The organism is Bacillus sp. WC2503 (assembly GCF_052682895.1).
Map to the genome: position 1 here is coordinate 3,046,275 of NZ_JBQYMD010000001.1, position 20,798 is coordinate 3,067,072.

Annotated in this window: 18 protein-coding genes and 1 riboswitch; all 18 genes read right to left on the reverse strand. The window is 36.4% G+C overall.

Annotation, left to right across the window (positions count from 1 at the left end):
- Positions 1-36 precede the first annotated feature (36 nt).
- Complete coding sequence (locus tag ACUN26_RS15485; protein WP_000725765.1) at positions 37-1,122, reverse strand: BMP family lipoprotein; 1,086 nt, start codon at positions 1,120-1,122, stop codon at positions 37-39.
- Positions 1,123-1,210: 88 nt separating this feature from the next.
- Complete coding sequence (locus ACUN26_RS15490) at positions 1,211-1,936, reverse strand: GntR family transcriptional regulator (protein ID WP_000114182.1); 726 nt, start codon at positions 1,934-1,936, stop codon at positions 1,211-1,213.
- 233 nt (positions 1,937-2,169) lie between these two features.
- Positions 2,170-2,271, reverse strand: a riboswitch (purine riboswitch).
- Positions 2,272-2,475: 204 nt separating this feature from the next.
- Entirely contained in the window at positions 2,476-4,860 is a 2,385-nt protein-coding gene (locus ACUN26_RS15495; protein ID WP_001118764.1) for a DNA translocase FtsK, read from the reverse strand.
- 218 nt (positions 4,861-5,078) lie between these two features.
- On the reverse strand, positions 5,079-5,282 hold the full coding sequence (locus tag ACUN26_RS15500; RefSeq protein ID WP_000605018.1) for a YlzJ-like family protein: 204 nt from the start codon (positions 5,280-5,282) through the stop codon (positions 5,079-5,081).
- Positions 5,279-6,028, reverse strand: a complete 750-nt coding sequence (gene tepA / locus ACUN26_RS15505; RefSeq protein WP_000139819.1) for a translocation-enhancing protein TepA — start codon at positions 6,026-6,028, stop codon at positions 5,279-5,281. Before tepA ends, ACUN26_RS15500 begins: the two co-directional genes overlap by 4 nt.
- 103 nt (positions 6,029-6,131) lie before the next feature.
- Entirely contained in the window at positions 6,132-7,802 is a 1,671-nt protein-coding gene (locus tag ACUN26_RS15510) for a ribonuclease J (RefSeq protein WP_000823093.1), read from the reverse strand.
- A gap of 603 nt (positions 7,803-8,405) precedes the next feature.
- Positions 8,406-9,284, reverse strand: coding sequence for a 4-hydroxy-tetrahydrodipicolinate synthase (gene dapA, locus ACUN26_RS15515; protein ID WP_000564769.1), 879 nt, complete (start codon positions 9,282-9,284; stop codon positions 8,406-8,408).
- Positions 9,285-9,295: 11 nt separating this feature from the next.
- Entirely contained in the window at positions 9,296-10,528 is a 1,233-nt protein-coding gene (dapG, locus tag ACUN26_RS15520) for an aspartate kinase (RefSeq protein ID WP_000692465.1), read from the reverse strand.
- A 23-nt stretch (positions 10,529-10,551) separates the two neighbouring features.
- On the reverse strand, positions 10,552-11,598 hold the full coding sequence (gene asd / locus ACUN26_RS15525; RefSeq protein ID WP_000414844.1) for an aspartate-semialdehyde dehydrogenase: 1,047 nt from the start codon (positions 11,596-11,598) through the stop codon (positions 10,552-10,554).
- 150 nt (positions 11,599-11,748) lie between these two features.
- Entirely contained in the window at positions 11,749-12,348 is a 600-nt protein-coding gene (gene dpaB / locus ACUN26_RS15530; protein ID WP_001049474.1) for a dipicolinate synthase subunit B, read from the reverse strand.
- On the reverse strand, positions 12,345-13,247 hold the full coding sequence (gene dpaA, locus ACUN26_RS15535) for a dipicolinic acid synthetase subunit A (protein WP_000954729.1): 903 nt from the start codon (positions 13,245-13,247) through the stop codon (positions 12,345-12,347). The genes dpaB and dpaA overlap by 4 nt, the downstream gene beginning before the upstream one ends.
- A gap of 166 nt (positions 13,248-13,413) precedes the next feature.
- Positions 13,414-13,665 carry a YlmC/YmxH family sporulation protein gene (locus ACUN26_RS15540; protein ID WP_001239739.1) on the reverse strand — a complete coding sequence of 84 codons (252 nt, stop codon included), beginning with the start codon at positions 13,663-13,665 and terminating at the stop codon, positions 13,414-13,416.
- Positions 13,666-13,794: 129 nt separating this feature from the next.
- Positions 13,795-15,036 (reverse strand): M16 family metallopeptidase, encoded by a 1,242-nt coding sequence (locus ACUN26_RS15545; protein ID WP_000592990.1) that lies wholly within the window; start codon positions 15,034-15,036, stop codon positions 13,795-13,797.
- A gap of 86 nt (positions 15,037-15,122) precedes the next feature.
- Positions 15,123-16,022, reverse strand: coding sequence for a polysaccharide deacetylase family protein (locus tag ACUN26_RS15550; RefSeq protein ID WP_000868234.1), 900 nt, complete (start codon positions 16,020-16,022; stop codon positions 15,123-15,125).
- Between the two features lie 151 nt (positions 16,023-16,173).
- Positions 16,174-18,312 carry a polyribonucleotide nucleotidyltransferase gene (pnp, locus tag ACUN26_RS15555; protein WP_000076735.1) on the reverse strand — a complete coding sequence of 713 codons (2,139 nt, stop codon included), beginning with the start codon at positions 18,310-18,312 and terminating at the stop codon, positions 16,174-16,176.
- Between the two features lie 160 nt (positions 18,313-18,472).
- Positions 18,473-18,742, reverse strand: a complete 270-nt coding sequence (gene rpsO / locus ACUN26_RS15560; protein WP_001229392.1) for a 30S ribosomal protein S15 — start codon at positions 18,740-18,742, stop codon at positions 18,473-18,475.
- A gap of 100 nt (positions 18,743-18,842) precedes the next feature.
- Positions 18,843-19,814, reverse strand: a complete 972-nt coding sequence (gene ribF, locus ACUN26_RS15565; protein ID WP_000766714.1) for a bifunctional riboflavin kinase/FAD synthetase — start codon at positions 19,812-19,814, stop codon at positions 18,843-18,845.
- A gap of 43 nt (positions 19,815-19,857) precedes the next feature.
- Positions 19,858-20,781 (reverse strand): tRNA pseudouridine(55) synthase TruB, encoded by a 924-nt coding sequence (truB, locus tag ACUN26_RS15570; RefSeq protein ID WP_000399334.1) that lies wholly within the window; start codon positions 20,779-20,781, stop codon positions 19,858-19,860.
- Between the last annotated feature and the right edge of the window lie 17 nt (positions 20,782-20,798).

Sequence of the window (20,798 nt, forward strand, 5' to 3'; positions counted from 1 at the left end):
GTTAGTTCTATGAACTAACCTTTGCTATTTCTCTATTTATTTTTTTAGAGAAGCTTCATATTCTTTATACTCTTTATCTGTAGCTGGTACTTTAATTGCACCATCTGTAATTTTCTTTTCAAACTCTTCTACTTTTGTTAAAATTTCAGGGTTAACTTTTTTCACGTTGTCAGTTGTTTTTGCAATACCAACGCCGTCATCTTTTAAGCCAAACGCTTCTATTTTACCGCCTTTTAATTTACCGTCTTTCGCTTCTTGTGCTACTTTTTCAACAGCGATATCTACACGTTTTACCATTGAAGTTAATGTTACATTTTCAGGCATACCTTCTTGGTTTTGGTCACGGTCAACACCGATTACCCAAACGTTTTCACCTTTTTTCTTACGGTTTTTCGCTTCAGTGAATACACCATTACCTGTACCACCAGCAGCATGATAAATTACATCTACGCCTTGACCATACATTGCTGAAGCAAGAACTGTACCTTTTTCAGGTTTATCAAATGCTTCTGCATATTCAGATACGATTTCAATATTTGGATTTACTGCCTTTGCACCAGCTTTAAATCCATTTTCGAATTTACTAATTAAATCACTCTTCATTCCACCAACAAATCCTACTTTATTCGATTTCGTTGACATAGCTGCTACCGCACCTACAAGGAATGAGCCTTCATGATCTTTAAATGTAATGCTTGTTACGTTTGGTGCATCTACAACAGTATCAACGATTGCGAATTGTTGTTTTGGAGATTCTTTTGCTACTTCTTTAATTGCACCTTCTAATTTATAACCAATTCCGAAAGATAAATCATACTTATCTTTTGAAAATTTCTTTAAGTTTGGAATATAATCTGCTTCTTTTTCAGACTGTAGGTAACGATAATTTTTCTTTTCCTTTAAATCGTTATCTTTACCAAACTTTTTTAGCCCTTCCCAAGAAGATTGGTTGAATGATTTATCATCAACGCCTCCAACATCTGTTACCATACCGACTTTGAAATCTTTATTGTCTTTACTGTCTTTCTTGTCACTGCTCGCTTTATCCGAGTTACCACATGCACCTAAAACTGTACTTGCTGCTAATGTTAATGATAATAAAAGACCTGCTTTTTTCTTCATACTAGAAACCCCTCCTAAAATGATATATATTTCTTCTTACGCTGCTGTCCCTTACTTCTTGCTGTCACCTCCCTAAAAAGGAACTTACTTACATACGTTTTCTTAATACGTGGAAGCTAAACTTATCAGCTCTAAAGTAATTAATAGAATATAAGATTGGCTCATCATTTTGATCATAGTGCATTTGTTTTAATACAAGCAGTGCTGTTTCAGGCTCACATTCTAAAATCGGTGAGATTTTCGGATGGTAACCAATCGGCTCAATATGAGCAACCGCATACGTTATGCGCTTATGCGTGTTATTATGTATCACTGTAAGTAATGATTCTTCATTGTAGCCCGATAAATCCGGCAATATTTCTTTTGCAAGTTTATCAATGCAATATACAACAGGTTCCCCATCCGCTGTACGCACACGCTCAATCATCACTGCATTAAAACCATCTTCACTATTAAACTTCTCTTTTTCTTCTTCGGTTAAAGTTGTTGTAGATGATGATAAAAAGATTGTTCCTGGTGTTTTCCCCACACTAGAAATCATATCTGTAATACTAGAAAGTTGTTCTATTCCAGAAGAAAATAATGGCTTTGCATTTACAAACGTCCCTACACCATGTCTACGAATGACAACATTTTCTTCTTCTAAAATACGCAATGCTTCCCTTAAAGTAGCTCTACTTACGCCAAGTTCTTTCGCTAAATCAAACTCTGATGGCAGCTTTTGTCTTTCTTTGTAAGCCCCATCTTTAATTTTTTCTTTGATGTGATCAATCACCCGTAAATATAGGTGACGACTATCGGATTTTACTGACATAAGACTCCCCCGCATTTCAATTATTCGACCTCTGATGTAAGACTTCTTTTCTCTTTTTTCAACTTACAACATAGTAAACATGACTAATCACTAAAAATAAACACAATTGTCGAATAAATATTAATAATTTTTTTAGATAAAATTTTCACTCTTTACTGCATAAAAAAAACTTTGCACCATAAACATTCCTCTTTTCGAGAAAAAGTTCGGCACAAAGATCCCTTACATCCTTTGTTACACACTTTTCCCCTCATAGTCTAGCAATTCATGGTTGCCAGGTAGAAACTTATGGACCTTATCTCCAAGATTATATGAGGCAGTGATTCTTTTCGAAGTAATCTTACCACTTGCTCTCATACGTGTCAACAAAATTTAACATTTTTCTACAATGAATATCGAACATTTATAAAAAGGCACACTCATAGCATTCGTATTCTAAAGAACCGACTTGAATGTAAGCCCTTTCTTTCTTGTTGGATATAGTATATAACAAAAACAGTATATAAAAAAGCCTAATTGCAAAAACAATTAGGCTTTTTTTAAGAACTTTTTTCTTGTACATCATTAATGAGCACTTCTCTCGGTTTACTACCCTCATATGGACCTACTACACCGTTCATTTCCATTGCATCAATTAGACGAGCAGCTCGCGTATAACCTACTCTAAATCTACGTTGCAACATAGAAACAGACGCTGTTTGCATTTCCACTACGAGCTGAACTGCTTCATCGTATAATTCATCTTCAACTTGCTGCTTTGTCTCAGGGACATCTTGTGGAATCATATCCTCTTGATATTGTGCTTTTTGCTGCCCAATAACATATTCTACAACTCTCTCAACTTCATCATCTGATAAAAATGCACCTTGTACACGAACAGGCTTTGATGCACCAATTGGTATAAATAGCATATCTCCACGACCTAGCAGCTTCTCTGCGCCACCACCATCAAGAATTGTACGAGAATCCGTTTGAGAAGATACAGCGAATGCAATACGTGATGGAATATTCGCTTTAATAACACCTGTAATAACGTCAACCGATGGGCGCTGCGTTGCAATAATTAAATGAATACCAGCCGCACGAGCCATTTGTGCCAAGCGCATTATCGCATCCTCTACATCCGACGAAGCAACCATCATTAAATCTGCTAACTCATCCACAATTACTACAATATACGGTAATTCAGGTTGTTTCGCTTCCGATTGATTATTATGCGCTTTAATATAATCGTTATACCCTTCAATATTCCGCGTACCACTATGAGCAAACAACTCATAACGGCGTTCCATCTCACTTACAACCTTTTTCAAAGCTTGCGATGCTTTTTTCGGATCAGTTACAACTGGTGTTAATAAATGGGGCACACCATTATATACATTTAACTCTACCATTTTCGGATCGATCATCATTAATTTTACTTCATGCGGTTTTGCACGCATTAAAATACTAACTATAATCCCGTTAATACACACACTTTTCCCACTACCTGTCGCACCGGCTACTAGTAAATGGGGCATTTTATTTAAACGGGCCAATACAGCTTCACCTGTAATATCTCGTCCAAGACCAATTAACAACTTCTCTTCTGGATGATTATTAGCCTTAGAGTCCAGCACTTCCCTAAGTGTTACCATAGAAACTTCTGAGTTCGGAACTTCAATCCCTACAGCTGATTTCCCGGGAATAGGCGCTTCAATACGAATGTCTTTCGCAGCTAAAGCAAGCGCTAAATCATCACTTAAACTAACAATTTTACTTACCTTTACTCCCATATCAGGATACACTTCATACTTCGTAACTGCAGGACCTCTGTGTACTTTTGTCACTTTCGCTTTCACACCAAAACTTTGGAATGTACGTTCCAATTTACGAGCATTTTCATAAATTTCCGCATTTTCATTTGTAACTTGCTTATTTTTTGGGAACTTTAATATATCAAGCGAAGGAAGCTTATAATCTTTATTTTCAACATTTGAAAATTGCATCGGTGGGGCACTTGTTTCCGCCTCTAAAGATTCCACAATTTTTTCTCCACGCTTTTTCTTAGGCTCTTCAATAGGTGGAGCTTCTTCAATAAACGGTGAAGTAATTGGATCTGTTACATGTTCTTCTTCCATCCGTTTATCCTCTTCTTCATTTACAGGATAATTCTCAGTGAAATTTGAAATAATGGGGGGATCAATTTGCATCTCTTCCATCGGCTCAATCACTTCTTCTTGCTCCACAGCACGTGCGTGTCTTGAACTTCTTGTTGTTTTTTTCTTTTCTGTTTGTTCAGCAATCCTTTTTGATCGCCAATCTTTATAATCCCCTTGCATAACTTGAAATTGACTTCTAAGAATTCTACCCACCGGGGCAAGAACTTCTCCAATATGCTTATTTGTTATACAAAGTATTCCAAGAATAACTAAAATAATTCCAATGATATAGGCTCCTACTTCATCAAATAAGAAGTAACATGTTGCGAACATGAGCGCACCAAACATCCCACCGCCTAAGTGAACGCTATCTGGCCCTTTTTTCATTTCAAGAAAGAAGTTATCTTTCGTACTCACAATAACAGAAGTATTTTGCACTGCTCCATCTTTCGTAAGAAGGTTAAATAATGTAATATGACTGAACATTAATATCGCCAATACAATTAAATAAAAACCGATTAACCGTTTATTTAAAAGGTTCGGCCATCCACGTTTTATAACAAACGAAACCGATAAAGCTATTACACCTAACACACCAATTATGTACCACTCACCAAAGAAGAAGCGAAAAAATAACACAAACGATTTCCCTACAACGCCTAGCTGTAAAATCGTAATGATTGAAAGTGCAAAAAGAGCCAAACCGACGATTTCATAATATAGAGTTGGCTTTATCGTACGTCTTGCCTTTGCCTTCGTCCCTCTTTGCTTTTGTTTTGCCATTTCTTCACCTCGTGTTCTACATATAAATAAGGACAACCTCTAAAAAAACTCTACTTATATGTCTGTTTTCTCTATTCTTTCAGGTCTTTATCTCTTCTATTTTTACACTTCTTGTAAAATGTTAAATAAACAGAAGAAAGCAGCCCCCTACTCATGGCTGCTCAACCGTCTTGTTTTTTATATTATACCATAGCTTCTGAACAAAATCCTTCTTTTTGCTAAAAGGTTATTTTCTGACCAGGCTCATACTCTAAGTAGTGAAATGGATTCGTACTTAACACACGCACAATAGAATAACACCCATGTTCCTCTTCAGAAACCATCAATTCAACACCATGTATATTTACAACTTTTTGACTTTCACATTGCGAATAATCGGCAGGGTATACAAGTTGCTCTGGCATAATTGTATATAGAATCATTGTAGCATCGTTCCTTCTGCATTATCATCTGCGCGAGCCTCTATTAATTCGTTTAGTTTTTGAAGTGCACTCCCAATGCCACCCACATCATCAATAAGACCATACTTCACTGCATCTCCACCAATTACATTCGTCCCAATATCTCGGGTCAAATTCCCTTTCGCAAACATAAGTTCTTTAAAACGATCTTCCGTTACTTTCGAATGTTTCGTCACAAATCGAATGACTCTTTCTTGCATTTTATCCAAATACTCAAATGTTTGCGGCACACCTATAACAAGACCGGTTAAACGAATTGGGTGAATCGTCATCGTCGCTGTTTCTGCAATAAATGAATAATCAGTCGAAACTGCAATTGGTACACCAATCGAATGCCCTCCGCCTAAAACAAGAGATACCGTCGGTTTCGAAAGCGAAGCTACCATCTCAGCAATCGCTAGCCCTGCTTCAACGTCTCCTCCAACTGTGTTTAATATTAAAAGCAAACCTTCAATTTTCGGATTTTGCTCAATCGCGACAATTTGCGGGATAATGTGCTCATATTTTGTTGTTTTATTTTGCGGTGGCAACTGAACATGACCTTCCACCTGTCCAATGATTGTTAAACAATGAATACGTGATTCATTCATTTGCGGCACATTCGTTTGTCCAAGCTGTTGAATTTTCTCCACTATTGAAGCTTCTTTCGGAACTTCTTTCGGCCCAGCTTCTTTTTCTTCATTTGTATAACGATCACGTTCTGTCATATCGCATCCCCTTTCACTCGTATATAACTATTATTTCTTAAGTTATAAATTTCATTCGATAGGGTTTAAAAAGAAAAAAGATCACCCGTAAAGGTGATCTTTTTTACACTTCCATAATAATCGGTAAAATCATAGGTTTTCTCTTTGTCTCTTCGTACAAGAACTGCCCTAATAATTCACGAATATTTTGTTTTAACATAGACCATTCAATTGAATATTCTTTAATTGATTGCTCAACAATCATGCGTACAATCTCTGTAGATCGCTCAATTAATGCTTCTGATTCACGAACATATACAAAACCACGTGAAATGATTTCTGGACCAGAGATAATTTTCTTTTCATCTTTACCAAGTGTTACAACAACTACTAATATTCCATCTTGAGATAACATCTTTCTATCTCGAAGAACGATATTACCAACGTCACCTACACCTAATCCATCAATTAAGACATTACCAGCTTGCACTTTACCAACTAAGTTTGCTTCATTATCACCAAAAGCAATTACATCGCCTTTTTCTACGATAAAAATATTTTCTCTTGTAATACCTACATCTTCAGCTAAATATGCATGTGCTTTTTGCATACGAAACTCACCATGTACGGGTACAAAATACTTAGGTTTCATTAAATTTAACATTAGTTTTAATTCTTCTTGACTACCATGACCTGAAACGTGAACTTTTCTTTCACCGTAATAAATAACTTCAGCTCCAGCTCTAAATAACAAATCAATAATTTTCGATACAGATATTTCATTCCCCGGAATTGGAGAAGCTGCAATAATAACAGTATCACCTTTACGAATTGAAATTTGTTTATGAGCTTGCTTCGCCATTCTAGAAAGTGCTGCCATCGGTTCCCCTTGACTACCTGTCGTTAAAATAGCTACCTTTTTCTCTGGGAAGTTGTCTACTTCTTGTAATGAAATAACCATACCTTCTGGAACATCTAAATAACCAAGACGTCTTGCAATGTCTACTACTTTCACCATACTACGTCCTACTACCGCTACTTTTCTTCCTGTTTCGGCAGCCGCGTCAAATACTTGTTGAATACGATGTACGTTCGATGCAAATGAAGCAACGATAATACGACCTTCTGCACCGTAGAACACTTTAGAAATTTCTACACCAACTTCTTTTTCCGAACCTGTATAGCCTGGACGCTCAGCGTTTGTACTATCAGATAATAAGCAAAGTACGCCTTCATTTCCGATTTGTGCCATTTTCCCAAGATCTGCTCCATTATTTCCAATTGGAGTTTGATCAAATTTAAAGTCTCCTGTATACACTACAGCACCTTTTGATGTATGGAAACAAACACCAACAGAATCCGGAATACTATGTGTCGTTCCAAAGAATGACACTGTTGTAGTATTAAACTCTACTGTTGAATTTGAATCGATTGTTTTTAAGTCCACACGGCCTAACATGCCCGCTTCACCAAGTTTTTCTTGTATAAGTCCTACCGTTAATTTCGTTGCATACACTGGAATAGATAATTTACGAAGTACATAAACAATTCCACCAATATGATCTTCATGACCGTGAGTAATAAATAAACCTTTTACTCGCTCTTGATTTTCCACTAAGTATGTAATATCAGGAATAACGATATCAATCCCAAACATTTCATCTCCTGGGAACATTAATCCTGCATCTACAATAAAGATTTCAGAATCAATTTCAACACAGTACATGTTTTTCCCGATTTCACCTACTCCACCAAGAGCAAATACTTTAACAGACTCATTCTCTTTTCTCTTCATGTTGTTGCCTGGTTTAAAAATCTTGCAAACACTGATTTCACTAAAATTGTAGAGACACCAGGGGAAACTCTACAACCACCATATATTCACCGTCCAAGACGAATGTCCTTACCGTTATGCGATATCATGTCCTTGTATATTTTTTAAACCAGGTTTCACCTCTCTTTCATTATATAAATCAAATATCTTATTCGATATGATATGAAAATTTAATTAAATTATAATTTCTTCCAATTTTGCTAAGCATACCCGTACTAAGCTACTTAGCCATATTATACCTGATACAAGAAATAGAACACAAGTTAAATTATATGAAAGACTATATAAGAAGCTAAATTGAGGTTGTAATTTGCGAGGTTTTTTTCCACATACTACCTATTATTTTTTCTACTTATATAAGATATTAATGGAAAAATATACATGTGTGTTCTGTATATAAATATAAAGCACTATTCACTAAAAACACATGATCTCTATAATCAATTTCTAACCAATATTATGCCGTCCCCTTCTTATTACACCTCATTAACTATGCTGTTTTTACCACTCACGTATATTTAATCTAAATAAAAATGACCTAGTTTCACACTAGGTCATTTCTTATTAACGAGGAATAGATTGCATTACAGATTGTAACGTTACTCTTTCTTCTTCTGTTAATGGAAGAAGCGGTAAACGTACAGAACCTACATCTAATCCAACCATTTGTAACGCTGTTTTTACTGGCGTTGGGCTTGGCGCCATAAATAATGAATCCGTTACTCTTACAAGTAATTGATGTAATTTTTGCGCCTTCTTAAACTCTCCCGCTTGGAATGCTGTAATCATTTCTTGCATTTCATCTCCGATAACATGAGATGCTACTGAAACGATACCTTTCGCTCCAACCGCCATAGCCGGTAACGTTAAACCGTCATCACCGCTGTATACTGCAAAGTCGTCCGCTGTTTTTTCAATGATTGCTGTCATTGTTAGTACATCGCCGCCTGCATCTTTAATCGCAACAATGTTTTCTATTTCTGATAAACGAACAACTGTATCAACGGAGATTTGTACAATAGATCGTCCTGGAACGTTATATAGCATAACCGGAAGTGGCGTGCTTTCAGCAATCGTTTTAAAGTGCTGATACATTCCTTCTTGACTCGGTTTGTTATAATACGGCGCTACTAGCATAACTGCATCAACACCAACTTCTGTTGCCTTTTTAGTTAAGTCAACAGAGGCATGTGTATTATTGCTACCTGTTCCAGCGATTACGGGCACCCTTTTATCGACAACAGATACGACATGGCGATATAACGCTACTTTTTCTTCTGAAGTTAATGTAGGAGATTCACCTGTCGTTCCTCCTACCACGATTGCTGTTGTACCGTTATCAATTAAATAATTTACCAATTTCGTTGTCTTTGCAAAATCGATATTCCCGTTTATATCAAACGGTGTTACCATCGCAGTTGCAATTGTCCCAAAATCTATCATGGTCTCACTCCTTATTGTTCCAGTTGCTTTTCTTTTGAAAGCTCAAACGCACTATGTAATGCATTTACAGCCTCCACTAAATCAGTTTCTTTTACAAGAACCCAAATTGTCGTATGACTATCTGCCGATTGCAGAATTTGAATACCTTTTTCTGCTAAAGCTGTAACGATTTTCGCAGTAACCCCTGGGATTCCTGCCATTCCAGCTCCAACGATAGATACTTTGGCACAATGCTCTGTCACAATTGGCTCATATCCAAGTTGTTTCAACACTTCGACAGCACGAGCTGATACATTATCATTTACTGTGTAAGCTACACCAGTAGGAGAAATGTTAATTAAATCAACACTAATGCCTTCGTTTGCCATTTCTTTAAATACATGTTGTTGCAAATCATATGCCGTTTCTTTTGCAAGTACTTTAATTTGCGTTACGTTTGATACGTGGGCAATACCTGTAACAGGACGTTCTTCTACATCCTGCCCTTTTGTAGCACCATCGTATGCTGCAATAAGCGTACCTTCGCTATCAGAATACGTAGAGCGTACACGAAGCGGTACTTTTGCATGCATCGCAATTTCAACCGCACGTGGATGAACGACTTTTGCACCTTGGTAAGCCATATTACAAATTTCGTTATACGTTACCGTTTGAAGATGACGTGCATCTTTTACAATACGAGGATCCGCAGTCATAACACCTTCTACATCTGTGAAGATATCAATAAATTCAGCATGAAGCGCAACACCTAATGCTGAAGCTGAAGTATCGCTACCTCCGCGTCCAAGTGTTGTCGTATCACCTTTTTTCGTTTGCCCTTGGAATCCTGTAACGACGATTACATCTAGATTTTCTAATTCTTCATGTATACGATCGCAATTCATTTCAACGATTTTCGCATTCGTAAAGTCATCATTTGTTACAAAACCAGCTTGTGCACCATTTAATGCCGCTGCTTTTATACCGTTCTCATTTAACATATTAGAGAAAACAATTGCAGAGATTAACTCTCCACATGATAATAATAAATCTTGCTCACGTTTAGAAATAGTAGATTCCTCTTGATTTACAAGACTTAATAACGTATCCGTTGCATACGGTTCACCTTTACGGCCCATAGCAGATACGACAGTAACTACTTTATATCCAGCAGCTAACGATTTTTTTATATGATGAAGCGCATGCTTACGTCCATTTTCATCACGTACTGATGTGCCACCAAATTTTTGAACAATTATTTTCATATTTTGCACCTTCTCTTAGCCGTTTACACTAATTGTAATTTTACTAAGCGCTCTGCAATTTGAACAGAATTCCATGCAGCGCCTTTTAATAAGTTATCAGATACGACCCAAAGATGGAATCCTTTATCGTTATTTAAATCTTTACGGATTCTTCCAACGAATACTTCGTTTTTACCTACTGCAGTAGCTGGCATTGGATATAACTGCTCTTCTGGATTATCTTGCAGAACAATACCTTCTGCATTTGCAAGTAAGCTCTTTAATTCTGCTACTGTTACGCCTTCTTTTTCTACTTCGATGTAAACAGACTCAGAATGCCCTGATACAACTGGTAAACGTACGCATGTTGCCGCTACTTCTAATTCAGGCATATGCATAATTTTTTTCGTTTCATTAATCATTTTCATTTCTTCAAATGTAAATCCATTATCTTGGAACTTATCAATCTGTGGAATCGCATTAAAAGCAATTTGGTAATGTTTTTTATCACCTGATACAGGTAAAACATTCGCCTTAGCTTCTTCGCCATTTAAGATTGCTTGTGATTGTTCATGAAGTTCTTCAATCGCTGCCGCACCAGCACCTGATACAGCTTGATATGTGGAAACGATTACTCGTTTTAAACCATATTGCTGACGAACTGGCTCAAGAGCTACTACCATTTGAATTGTAGAACAGTTTGGATTTGCAATAATACCATTATGTTCTTTTAAGTCGTTTTCATTTACTTCAGGTACAACAAGTGGCACGTTTTCTGTCATACGGAATGCACTTGTATTATCAACAACAATCGCACCGCGCTTTGCTGCTTCTGGCGCTAATTGTTTCGATACAGATCCACCAGCACTAAATAGTGCGATATCTACTCCTTCAAAACTTTCAGGAGTCGCCTCTTGAACTGTAAATTCTTCGCCTTTAAATACAAGTTTCTTACCTGCAGATCGTTTAGATGAAAGTAACGTTAATTTCCCGATTGGAAATTCTCGTTTCTCTAAAGTATTTAACATTTGTTCACCAACTGCGCCGGTTGCTCCAACTACAGCGACATGAAAAGTTTTTTGCTTTTCCATCACTATGCCCCTTTCTAGATACCAATCCTTCTATAACTTAGAATTAGAAGGAGTATACAATACCCCTTCTAATCTTAATAACGTTAATTTTATCATATTCTACAGTAAGAATGATGGTTTCATCAAAAATTGTCCGTTTTTTTTCGTTTTTTAATTCATATATCTGAATTTTTCTACGACAACCGGTTGCAATTGTTTTCCTTGTAGCGCTTCTAATACTGTATCTTCCAGTAGCTCCATACGAGCTACCATTGAGTTCGGTTTTTTCTCTGGTGCGTCTTGGCCGAATGGGACGAAGTAGATGTTTTTTGTGGCCATTAGGCGCATGAGATTTACCCCGTTTAATCCTAAAGCATCATTCGTCGAAACCGCCAATACGACAGGCTTACCATTTCTCAGCGTCGCTTTTGCTGCCATTAATACTGGAGAATCTGTCATTGCATTTGCAAATTTACTCATCGAATTTCCTGTTAGTGGTGCAATTACCATACAGTCTAATGGAATTTTAGGTCCTAGCGGTTCTGCGCCAACGATTGAATTAATTGCTTTAAATCCTGTTGTTTCTTCAATCTTTTTAATCCACTCTGCTCCCTCACCAAATCTCGTATTTGTTGATTGAACAGTGTAAGAAACAACGGGACGTATTTCTGCTCCCTCAGCAATTAATTTCTCTAAATGAGGCATCACTTCTTCATACGTACAATGTGAACCTGTAAACCCAAATCCAATTCTTTTCCCTTTTAAATTCATTCCCCATTCTCCTTTCTTGCTATTACGTCTTCTGCTAATAACTGAGAAAGAACGTTCGCTAAAATTTGTCCTGCTGTTTTCGGAGCAACAATCCCTGGCAATCCAGGTGCTAATAGCGCTTTAACTCCTCTTTTTTCTGCGTATCTAAAGTCGGTACCACCTGGTTTAGAAGCTAAATCAATTACTAACGTATGAGCTGGCATTTTTGAAATAACATTCGCTGTCACAACGAGATGTGGAATTGTGTTAATCACAATATCCATATTTCCTACTTCTTTCTCAATGTTTTGCATATGAAAAGGAGAAAACATCATCTCTGTAATACGTGCAATATGTTCCGATCGTCTTGCTCCAACTTTGACGTGGGCTCCTAATGATTGAAATGCTCTGGCAACACTCATCCCTGTTCTACCAAATCCTAAAACCATTACATTGGACCCATGAATTGTATAGTCGGTATGTTGAATTACCATCATTAATGTGCCTTCTACAGTCGGAATAGAATTGTAGATTGCCACATCATCACGATCAAATAATTTAACAAGTTTTCGGTTTGTAGTAGATACGAGATTTTCCAAGTAAGGCGTACCAATACCTGAATATATAGTAAAGTGTTCTGGTGTATTTTCAATTTGTTCTTTCGTTATAGCAACTTTTTCATTTGAAAAAATAGTATCTACTTCTCCTTTGGCATTTGTACCTGCAACTGGCAAAATGATTGCATCTACAGAAGTAAAATCTAAATTTTGTATACTTTCTTTTGCTGCCCCTGTGAAGCCATGATCCAACTGATCAAACCCTATCAATGAAAGTTTCGCATCCAATTCAACTAGTTTACGAATTACTTCTAGCTGCCTTGCATCTCCTCCTATGACAGCAATATGCATCTCAGTCAACATTCCCTAATTCACCTTCTTTTTCTGTCATTTATAAGAAAAGTGCCTACTTTTTCTTTTTCCTCCACATCATATGTAATGTACGAGTTTGAGGTGATTGAAAAACAAAAAGCACATATGATTTATCAGCTTTATATATACAAAAAAAGACGGCCGAAATGGCCATCTTTCACTCCGAATTTGAATGGTCAGATATATCACAAAGTATCATGTCATGCCCCACTTTCTTAACATCTCTCCATTCCACCCTTACCTCTTGTTGTCCTTTTTTAAAACCTCCCCATTTTGTAACAGGTATGATAAGCGCTTGTATTTGTCCATCGCTCTCATTAATCTCTAAATCTAGATGCCCTAAAATCCCCATTTTTTCCGCTCTTTCTAAATCTACAATTTCTTTACCACTTAATTCACTTAATCGCATACACTCTCCCCCTACCGAATTTTCAATTTAAGTTATCCATTATTAGTACCTATTCTGTATGTCTAAAAAAAATAACCGTATCTCATTTAAAAGAGATACGGTTATTTTCGAGTACATCACAAAAATCAATTATAGTTTTATTCCTTTTGGAAGTTTTCCATCTGGACTAATAAGTGCAGCAGAGAATTCATCCGTAAACATATTGCGGATTAACTCATCTACATTTTGTTTTGTTACAGTGTTTACACTTTCAATAATCTCATCAAGTGAACGATGCTTACGAAGCAGCAATTCATTTTTACCGTTACGGCTCATACGACTATTCGTACTTTCTAAACTTAACATTAAGTTTCCTTTTAATTGCTCTTTACTATTCATAAGCTCTTTTTCTGTAATACCTGTATTTTTCAATGTTTCTAGTGTTTCTTGCATCGTTTCATACAGTGTATCTAATTGTTGGCTACCTGTTCCACCGTACAGTGTTAACATACCTGTATCTTCATAAGAAGAGTGATAAGAAAATACCGAGTAAGCTAACCCACGTTGCTCACGTACTTCTTGGAATAAACGGCTACTCATACTACCGCCTAAAACGTTATTTAATACGATTAAGTTATAAATATCTTCGTGTCCCATTTGTAAGCCTTTATATCCTAAACATAAATGAGCTTGTTCTGTTTCTTTTTTACGTGCTACCTTATTAAAATGGAAAATTGGGCTATGTACTTGTTCACGGTTTGTTGTTCCTTCATAACTACCGAAATATTGCTCTACTGTTTGTAAAAATGCTTCATCAATATTTCCTGCAACTGAAACAACTACATTTTCAGGTGTATAATGATCTTTTATATATTGACGTAGTGTATCACCTGTAAACGTATCAAGCGTTTCTTCTGTTCCTAAAATAGGATATCCAAGCGGATGCGTTTCATATGTCGCTTTCGTTAACATATCATGCACAATATCATCTGGAGCGTCTTCGTACATTTTAATTTCTTCACATACGACATTCTTCTCTTTTTTCAGTTCTTCCTCATCAAATGTTGAATTAAAGAACATATCTGCTAAAACATCTAAAGCATATTTAGCATGCTCATCTAACACTTTTGCATAGTAACATGTATATTCTTTTGAAGTAAAAGCATTTACTTGCCCACCAATGCTATCAAATGATTCCGCAATTTCGCGCGCACTACGTGTTTCCGTCCCTTTAAAGAACATATGCTCTAAAAAGTGGGAAATCCCGTTATTTTTTTCATTTTCATTTCTTGATCCTGCATGGATCCAAATACCAATCGCAACCGATCTTACAGTTGGTATGTTCTCCATAACTATTCTTACACCATTTTTACAAGTATATTTTTTAATCAAAAACTTTCCTCCTACTACCAGTTTCTCTAAATTAACGCTATTATTTAATGATAACAAGTTTAAGGATGAATGTCATGCAAATGTATTTAATCCACACGTTTTTCATCCAGTAATTCTGTTATATTCCCCACTCTATATCCTTGTTCCTTCAATTTTGTAATCATTGTATCTAATGCTTCTGCTGTAGATGAAGTAGGATGCATTAATACAATGGCACCTGAATGTATTTTTCTCATTACTCTCTGCAATAATACGTCTGGCTCTGGTCGCTTCCAATCAATTGTATCTACTGTCCACATAATCGTTCCCATTTGGAAATCATCTGCAATTTGTACGACTTCATCTCGAAAACTTCCACTAGGCGGGGCAAACCATCTTACTTTTTGATTCGTGGCTGCTTCTATCATTCGATTTGTTTTTTGTAACTGTTCTCGTATTTCATCAGACGATAATGTTTTCATATTAGGATGTGTGTAAGAGTGATTTCCAACTTCTTGATTTGCATCGACAATCATTTTTGCAAATCGTAAATTTTCTTTCACCCAACGTCCTTCCAAAAAGAAAGTTGCCTTCACATCATGTTTTTTCAATATCTCTAATATACGAGGCAAATACTCATTTCCCCATGCCACATTTATTGTTAATCCAACCATCTTTTTATTTGGATGTCCCCTGTAAATTGGGGCTGGTGATAAATCTGCTAAATGGACACTCGGTGATACTTCCTTGAATTCAAGATGTTTTTGATCAAATTTCTTTAGCTTCTTCATATTGTTATAGGATGCTTCAATATCGACTTGTCTTCCATTATATCCAGGTGTTGCTTTCCATATCTTATCAATGATCGCATTTTGAGGTGCAATCTCATATTGTTTTGCATGTTTTTGAATTTCTTCATACAAGTTATCCTGTGCAAAAACGGAATAAGAGCCTAAACTGACATATAAAAAAAATACACATATGTATGCCAATATACGAACTTTCATATAAACCCTCCCATTAACTAAATAAAAAATATTTTTCTTCTTATCTTTGTTAATTTGAGCGTTATAATGAAAACTATACCTATACTGACATAAAAATATGTGTACATCATGTTTTTTACATAACAAAAAAGCCAGTTGAACTGGCTTTTACTTATTGCTGCTCTTGTTTGTTTTCTTCTTTAGCAGCTTCTTTTTCTTGCTCTTCTTTTAGCAATACTTTTCTAGATAGATTTACGCGACCTTGCTTGTCAATCTCGATAACTTTAACTGTAATTACATCACCGATTTTCACAACGTCTTCTACTTTACCTACACGCTCAAGTGCAAGTTCAGAAATGTGAACTAATCCATCTTTACCGCTGAATAATTCAACGAAAGCACCGAATTTCTCAACACGTTTCACTTTTCCTTCGTAGATTTCACCTACTTGTACTTCGCGAACAATATCTTCGATAATTTTCTTAGCTTTGTCATTCATTTCTTGATTTATTGAAGAAATAAATACTGTACCATCTTGCTCGATGTCAATTTTAACTCCAGTTTCTTCAATAATTTTATTAATTTGTTTACCGCTCGGTCCAATAACGTCACGGATTTTATCTGGATTAATTGTCATTGTAATAATCTTTGGAGCGTAAGCTGATAATTCAGTACGTGGCTCTGCAATAACAGATAGCATATGATTTAGAATGTGCACACGACCAACTTTCGCTTGTTGTAATGCCTCTTCTAAAATTTCACGAGATAAACCATCGATTTTAATGTCCATTTGCAGTGCAGTTACACCTTGTGCTGTACCTGCTACTTTAAAGTCCATATCACCTAAATGATCTTCCATACCTTGAATATCAGATAAAATTGTGTAATGCTCACCAGATTTAACTAGACCCATTGCAATACCAGCAACTGGGGCTTTAAGTGGAACACCAGCATCCATCATTGCTAAAGTACTACCACAAATACTTGCCTGTGAAGTAGAACCATTTGATTCTAACACTTCAGATACAAGACGTACTGTATATGGGAAATCTTTTTCAGATGGAATTACAGGCTCAAGAGCACGTTCTCCTAGTGCACCGTGACCAATTTCACGACGACCTGGTCCACGCATCGGTCTTGTTTCACCAACACTAAACGATGGGAAATTGTAATGGTGCATGAATCTTTTTGATTCTTCTACACCAAGACCATCTAAAATTTGCACATCGCCTAAAGCGCCTAATGTACAAATACTTAATGCTTGTGTTTGTCCACGTGTGAATAAACCAGAACCGTGTGTACGAGATAAAATACCAACCTCTGATGCTAAAGGACGAATTTCATCACCTTTACGGCCATCTGGGCGGATTTTTTCAACTGTAATAAGACGACGTACTTCTTCTTTTACAATTTTATATAAAATCTCATTTACTTGTCCTAATGTGTCAGCGTCAGCTTCCTCAGCTTCGTAATGCTCAATTACACGCTTTTTCACTACGTTGATTGCATCTTCACGTGCATGTTTCTCATGTACTTGAATTGCAGAATGCATATCCTTCTCAGCCATCTCACGTACAGCTTGGTTAAGATCAGCATCGACTTCATATAGTTTTATTTCTAATTTCGCTTTACCTACAGCTTGTACAATCTCTTCTTGGAATGCAATTAGACGTTTAATTTCGTCATGTCCAAACATAATTGCTTCTAACATTGTTTCCTCAGGTACTTGATCTGCTCCTGCTTCAACCATGTTAATTGCATCTTTTGTACCAGCTACAACAAGGTGAATATCACTTTGTTCTTGCTGTTCTACTGTTGGATTAATAACGAATTCGCCATTAATACGACCAACTGTTGCACCAGCGATTGGACCTTCAAATGGAATATCTGAAATCGATAACGCTAATGAAGAACCAAGCATAGCTGCCATTTCAGAAGAACAATCTTGATCAACACTCATTACAATGCTGACAACTTGTACTTCGTTACGGAAACCATCTGCGAAAAGCGGACGAATTGGACGGTCGATTAAACGACTTGCCAAAATTGCTTTTTCACTTGGACGACCTTCACGTTTAATAAAACCGCCTGGAATTTTTCCGACTGCATATAAACGCTCTTCATAGTTTACTGTAAGTGGGAAGAAATCTACATTTTTAGCCTCTTTTGATGCAGTTGCTGTAGATAGAACCGCTGTATCGCCATATCTTACTAATACTGCCCCGTTCGCTTGTTTTGCAAGCTGACCAGTTTCAACTGTTAGCTGGCGACCAGCTAAATCTATCGAGAAGACTTGCTTTTCTTGACTCATTTAAGTACCCCTCTCAATTTAAAGTATTCAATTCTTCTATGTAAATGGATAGTATATCACAATATTCTACCTCTAGTATTGCCGAAAATTAAGTAAGCTATAAAGCGTAGAAGATATATTTTTACCTAACAAAAAAGCGGGAATATTCCCGCTTCTTTGACTATCGACGTAAGCCAAGCTTTGTGATTAATTCACGGTAACGTGTGATATCGCTATTACGAAGGTAAGTTAGTAAGTTACGACGTTTACCAACCATCTTTAATAGACCACGACGTGAATGATGATCTTTCTTGTGAGTACGTAAGTGCTCGTTTAGAGTGTTAATTTGCTCCGTTAGGACAGCAATTTGAACCTCTGGAGAACCAGTATCAGTCTCATGAGTTCTAAATTGTGCAATGATTTCATTTTTACGTTCTTGTGTTAAAGCCATCCTATTTCACCTCCTATTAATTAAACCCCCAATTACCGAGCAAGCGTCGGTGAGTCGCAATGCCAAGCAATGGTTGTCATAAAGTACATAACATAGAATACTACTTTTCATTTGAAAAAGCAAGTATATTCTTTTCACTCGCAAAATATTCTTGTGCTGTTTTCTTATCTTTTGCGATTTGTTCAACTAGCTCATCAATACCATTGAATTTCTTCTCTTCTCTTATACGCATATGCCACTCAACTGTAACACTTTGATCATATATGTCTTTGTTGAACTCAAATAAGTGTACTTCAATAGATAATTGACGCTCATTTTCTTTAAAAGTTGGTTTATATCCAATATTACATACACCATCGTACCATTCATCGTGAACTTTTAATCTCACTGCATAAACACCTACAGGTGGCAATAAATACTCATCACTTAAACCTACATTAGCGGTTGGAAAACCAATTTGTCGTCCACGTTTATCGCCATGTACAACCGTTCCTCCCACTGTATAGGCTCTACCTAAAATAGATGGAATTTGTTCCATTTCACCATTTCGAATTAACTTTCGTAATGCTGTAGAACTTACCTTCTCTTCTTGAAATTCAACTTTTTCAATCACAGTTTGTGTAAACTCCCCTCTTGCATGAAATGGTAAAGTCTCCATCTTCCCTTTTCCTAAACGTCCATATGAATAATCAAACCCTGCTACTACATGCTTTACATTTAAACCAATAATATAATCATCTACAAATTGCTGTGGCAATAAACCTGCAAACGATTCATCAAATTTAATAACATATAATATATCGATTCCTAAGTTTTCGACTATTTTTTCTTTATCACGCATCGGTGTAATATACTCCACATGCGCTTCCTTTTTCCCTAAAACAACAGATGGATGGGGATGAAATGTCATAACTGCACTTTTATATCCGCGTTCATCCGCTATTTGTTTCGCAGTTCGAATCACACACTGATGCCCTAAATGAATGCCATCAAAAAATCCTAATGCCATTACAGTAGGTGGTAATTCTAATTTATTTTGTTCATGTGGATGAGTTAAATGAATAAGTTTCACGCTTGAATTCACCTTTTTCTGTAATAATCCTTCCAATAATTCATTATAGCTTTAGTTCTTGATTATTCACAAGTACTTTCATTGGCTTTAGCATACCAGGGTGTTTTGGATGATGCTCATAAATTGCTAAGCAACGGTCATTTTTATCAAATACTGTAATGAATGGTGCTGTTATTTCTAATTCATTCTTTAAGAACATACCATTTTTTATTTTTTCTGCTTGCTTTTCATCTACAACCATTTTTGGGAATTTACTTAACGCTTCATCAATTGAAATGAAGATAGACTCTACTGTTCCATTTTGCACGTTTTCTTCAATTTCTTCAAATGATATGCAATCTTCTAGTAAAAATTCACCAGATGCCGTTCTTACAAGATGGGACATGTGTGATGGAAAACCTAGTTTTTCACCAATCATTACTGCTAGCGTTCTTACATATGTCCCTTTACTACACGTTACACGGAAACGGAATGAAATGTTTTCCCCTTCAAACATTTCACGGTCATCAAGTAATACGAATTCATGAATTGTAATGGTACGAACTGGACGTTCAACTTCTTGTCCCGCTCTTGCATATTCATATAATTTTTTTCCGTTAACTTTTACAGCTGAAAACATTGGAGGCGTTTGTTCAATCGTACCTGTTAATGCTGCGAGAACTCCTTCTACTTCCTTACGAGTAATACTACGATCTACATTTGTCGTTTCAACAACTTCACCAGAAGCATCTTCAGTTGTTGTTGAAAATCCTAATGTTACTTCACCTTCATATGTTTTTATTTCACTCGTTAAAAACTGTGCAATCTTCGTTGCTCGTCCAACACAAATCGGTAATACCCCTGTTACATCTGGATCTAATGTTCCCGTATGACCAATTCGTTTCTCACGTAATATCTTTCTTAATTTAAATACACAATCATGTGATGTCATGCCTTTTGGCTTATGTAATAATACTACACCTTCCATATATGTTCACCTCATCA